The organism is Streptomyces sp. NPDC050743 (assembly GCF_044456925.1).
Taxonomy (GTDB): Bacteria; Actinomycetota; Actinomycetes; order Streptomycetales; family Streptomycetaceae; genus Streptomyces.
In genome coordinates, this window is sequence record NZ_JBITGJ010000275.1 from 1 (window position 1) to 2,880 (window position 2,880).

5 protein-coding genes and 1 pseudogene are annotated in these 2,880 nt (G+C 67.8%); 2 read left to right on the top strand and 4 right to left on the bottom strand.

What is annotated here, in order from left to right:
* Window positions 1-244: 244 nt before the first annotated feature.
* The 3 genes and pseudogenes from ACIBJF_RS52840 to ACIBJF_RS52850 form a co-directional block, all read right to left on the bottom strand.
* Window positions 245-643 carry a hypothetical protein gene (locus ACIBJF_RS52840; RefSeq protein ID WP_399185030.1) on the bottom strand — a complete coding sequence of 133 codons (399 nt, stop codon included), beginning with the start codon at window positions 641-643 and terminating at the stop codon, window positions 245-247.
* Window positions 644-729: 86 nt separating this feature from the next.
* Window positions 730-963, bottom strand: coding sequence for a hypothetical protein (locus ACIBJF_RS52845; protein ID WP_399185031.1), 234 nt, complete (start codon window positions 961-963; stop codon window positions 730-732).
* 145 nt (window positions 964-1,108) lie between these two features.
* A pseudogene (locus ACIBJF_RS52850) lies at window positions 1,109-1,318 on the bottom strand (ATP-binding protein); the annotation flags it as partial.
* A 397-nt stretch (window positions 1,319-1,715) separates the two neighbouring features.
* On the opposite strand from ACIBJF_RS52850, the gene ACIBJF_RS52855 reads away from it, so the two are divergent.
* Window positions 1,716-1,919 carry a hypothetical protein gene (locus ACIBJF_RS52855; RefSeq protein ID WP_399185032.1) on the top strand — a complete coding sequence of 68 codons (204 nt, stop codon included), beginning with the start codon at window positions 1,716-1,718 and terminating at the stop codon, window positions 1,917-1,919.
* A gap of 140 nt (window positions 1,920-2,059) precedes the next feature.
* Here the strand turns inward: ACIBJF_RS52855 and ACIBJF_RS52860 are convergent, their stop codons facing one another.
* Window positions 2,060-2,230 carry a hypothetical protein gene (locus tag ACIBJF_RS52860; protein WP_399185033.1) on the bottom strand — a complete coding sequence of 57 codons (171 nt, stop codon included), beginning with the start codon at window positions 2,228-2,230 and terminating at the stop codon, window positions 2,060-2,062.
* Window positions 2,231-2,371: 141 nt separating this feature from the next.
* On the opposite strand from ACIBJF_RS52860, the gene ACIBJF_RS52865 reads away from it, so the two are divergent.
* On the top strand, window positions 2,372-2,665 hold the full coding sequence (locus ACIBJF_RS52865) for a hypothetical protein (RefSeq protein ID WP_399185034.1): 294 nt from the start codon (window positions 2,372-2,374) through the stop codon (window positions 2,663-2,665).
* The last annotated feature ends 215 nt before the right edge of the window (window positions 2,666-2,880 follow it).

A 2,880-nucleotide genomic window follows, 5' to 3' on the forward strand; every position in this document is an offset into this window, starting at 1 on the left:
CTCCTCCTTGAGCTCTCCGGGAAACAGGGACGAACGGCGCACCGGACAGCCCTAGGACGCCGCCACCGAGCAGCAAACCACCACCCGACCAAGAAGACATTCCGGGACATACCGCCAAGCGGAGTACGTCATCGCGCCGGCCGTCACCGCGGTCACGGCGCCCGCCCCGCACACGCATGGCCACGGCACCGGGACCAGTAGGCGAGTGGCCTGGTCAGGTAATTGCGGCCGTCGGCCGCGAAGATCAGTCGGTGGCGCCCGCCGAGCGGAGCGAGCGGCCGAGATCGCCGACGAGTAGACGAGGGTGGCGCCGCCACCACCACATATGGATGGGGTCGAATCCGCTGATCCGGTGGAACTGTGACAAGGAGATGCCGTCGTCGAAGACGGTGGCGGCCCGGAAACGGTCGTCGAGGGCTTTGATTTGCGGGGTCCACAGGACGATCACGCGCTCAGTGAGGATCGGCCACGCCTCGTGCAGCCAGTTCCGGCTGTAGAGGTCGTTGGTGTATTCGTCCACCAGGTCGCTGTAACCGTCCTCGACTTTACCCACGAGCCAGGCCCACTTGTCGGCCATCTCTTGGACGCTGAATGCCTTGCGCCAGCCGCGTTGATGCAGGATTTCGCCTGCGGCCTGCTCCATATGCCGGAGCCTGGCATACGGAACGGTCCGGTGACCACGGGTTTCCCCTGGTCACCGGACCGGGCTGAGCGGCACCCCCGGAGTTGTCAGGTGCCCGCGATCTGGGCTTCGAGGTCGGCGACGCGACGGTCCTGGAAGCGGAGGTTGGAGCGGGCGGCCTTGAGCCGCTCATCGAGGGTGCGGTTGTCGGCCGTCAGCTGGCGGACCCGCTGCTTGAGGGTGGTGTTCTCGGTGGTGATCCGCTGGATGGCCTCCTCGGTCCACTCCGCCTGCAAGTCGCGGATCTGGCCGAGGAGTTCACCGATGCGGGTCCGCTGCACGCGGCACAGGAACTCCAGCAGAACCGTGGGGCTACCTCCGCCAGACCTTTCCGAAGTTGGGTATCAGCTCGCGTGGCACGCTGCGGGACGCATGGGGTCGCCACAACGCCGCGCATGCTGCCAGGGCAGTCGCACGCGAGGGTGCTCAGCTTGTTTTCATTGACCCAGTTGACTGTTCCGCCCAGACGATTTTGCCTTCAGGGGCGGTGTATCGGGTGCCCCATTGTTTGGCGAGGCTCGCGATGATGAAGAGCCCTCGGCCCGACTCGTCGATGGTGCGGGCGTGCTTGACGTGCGGAGCGGCGGGCGCGGCGTCGCTGACCTCGCAGGTCAGCATCTGGTCCAGGATGAGGCGGGGCGATCATCGATCTGCTCGACCTTGGCTGGTCGGTCGAGCAGGTTGCGGCCCGGGTCGCTGACTTTGCCCTGCGGGCGCTGGGGGCGCACCTCGAGGACTGATCGTCGAGGTGCGAGGTGGCCCTGTTCCGGCATGACCTGCGTGGGTCGCTGCGTTCGGCCGATGGGTTTGAGTTCGTCCGCGAGGCACCGAGCGGCTGCTGCGGGAACTGATCGGGGTCGAGGCGACGGCCTGCATGGGTTGGCTGGGACGGACACTCGGACACTCGGACACTCGCGGGAGCGGGCGCAATGGCGCGAGGGGGTCATGACCATCCAGGCGGGCGAGCTGCGCCCGGCGTGCGAGGACCTGTTGTCCTGGGGCTGGCGCCTGCCGTTTTTTGATCGCGGGCCCGATGCGCGTCATCGGCCTCTACCCGTGGACGAAGCCCGGGGAGGCCCGCTTTTGCCGCCGGGGGCCTGAGAAGGCCGCTGATCAGGAGCGCGAGCGGCCGAAGGTGCTGATACGCGGCATGGTCAGGGGGCAGTGGAGGGTGCTGCCGCTGTGCATGGGCCTGGTCCAGATCTTCAACGTCACGGGCTGCAGGCTGCTGTCCTAACATGCCGGGCCATCTGGCGGGTGAACTCCACTACGACGAGGCCCTGGCGCTGGTCGTGCTCGGTCGCGGAGCCGGGGGTCGCGGTGGTGGTGAGGCCGCGGGCTGTCATGTATCCGCCCTGGTCGCAGGGGGCAGGTCCATCACGTGCGACCGCGCTGGTCGGCGACGACGGTGGCCTTCATGATGTTCTGCTTCTTCTTCCCGACATGAACGCCCTTCTGTCCCTGCGGCTCGCTACAGGCCGGCCGGCCCTGGGTCTCGGTGGTATCCAGCCTGAGCTCGACATCCTCGGCATGGGCGTAGGCGAACACGTCATGAAGTGCCCGAAGCTGCAGGGCAGGGCGCGCAGGGGCAACGCGTCTACGTTCCCGGGTGATGGAGCGGTTGTCGTGCGCGCCGCCCGCGGCGGGGTAGGGGCTGTGTGTGGTGGTGTTTCGGGTACACGGCCTGGCATGGCATCGATGACCGAACGGATCATGTTCTTGCGGGCCGTGCGGCAGTTGCACCGGGTCCGCTCCCTTTACGCTGCGGGCGTCCTGCTGTGGGGGGCGTCGGCCGCCTGGACGGGCTGGCAGGCGCCGGGGAGCCGGCAGATGTGGATATCCGTCCTGCTGCTTGCTGTCTTCACCGGCCTCCTCGTTACCGCCGGCGTGTTCCTGCGGGGCCTTGAAGCCCCGCGGACGGGCCGGCCCGCGCATCACGCCGCCTCCCGCAAGAGGGCTCGCCCCCATCACGCGCACGCCTGACCGCTTGGTCGGCCGCGCCTGGGTCGGGTCGGCGGGGGTGGGCCTGCCCCGGGCCTGTTTGTGGCTGCGTTGGTGGTGTCTGTGGGGGCGATGGCCGGGCATACGGGCTTCACCCCCTTGTGAGTGGACGTTAAGTCCGATCTTCCTCGGTTCGTGATCGCTCGATCGAGGTACTGATCGTCGCGCAGGCCATCTGCTGGGCATGCGCATGCTGA

Excerpts from the sequence above, each read along its gene's own strand:
- ACIBJF_RS52840 (WP_399185030.1), bottom strand. The coding sequence starts at position 643 with ATGGAGCAGGCCGCAGGCGAAATCCTGCATCAACGCGGCTGGCGCAAG.
- ACIBJF_RS52865 (WP_399185034.1), top strand. The coding sequence starts at position 2,372 with ATGGCATCGATGACCGAACGGATCATGTTCTTGCGGGCCGTGCGGCAG.
- ACIBJF_RS52855 (WP_399185032.1), top strand. The coding sequence starts at position 1,716 with ATGCGCGTCATCGGCCTCTACCCGTGGACGAAGCCCGGGGAGGCCCGC.